This window comes from Bacillus sp. SIMBA_008 (genome assembly GCF_046535495.1).
Taxonomy (GTDB): domain Bacteria; phylum Bacillota; class Bacilli; order Bacillales; family Bacillaceae; genus Bacillus; species Bacillus subtilis.
This window is the reverse complement of the sequence record NZ_JAWRWL010001177.1, coordinates 1-240: the sequence shown is the minus strand read 5'-3', so window position 1 is coordinate 240 and position 240 is coordinate 1. Positions and strand designations below refer to the sequence as shown.

Here is a 240-nt window from a genome sequence, read left to right as displayed (position 1 = left end):
GGGGCTCTTCACTACACCCGGGCAGGCCAGTTCATGTTCAATGACGATGGACTACTGATCGACAGCGTCAGTCAGTTTCAGGTCATGGCGATTGACGACGGCGGGAACCTCGTGGCCGTCTCGCTGGAAGGATATCGATCACTGCCGGCGCAACCTACGACGAAGGTGAACTTCAGCGGCAACCTTTCGCCATCCGAGGCCACCCACAAGGTATCGGGTCTGACGGTCTACGACGCCAAC

General features: G+C 58.8%; 1 protein-coding gene. It reads left to right on the top strand.

Annotated elements, in window-relative coordinates:
- Nucleotides 1-33: 33 nt before the first annotated feature.
- The coding region (locus SB658_RS27170; RefSeq protein ID WP_410603639.1) for a hypothetical protein at nucleotides 34-240 on the top strand (207 nt) is incomplete at its 3' end.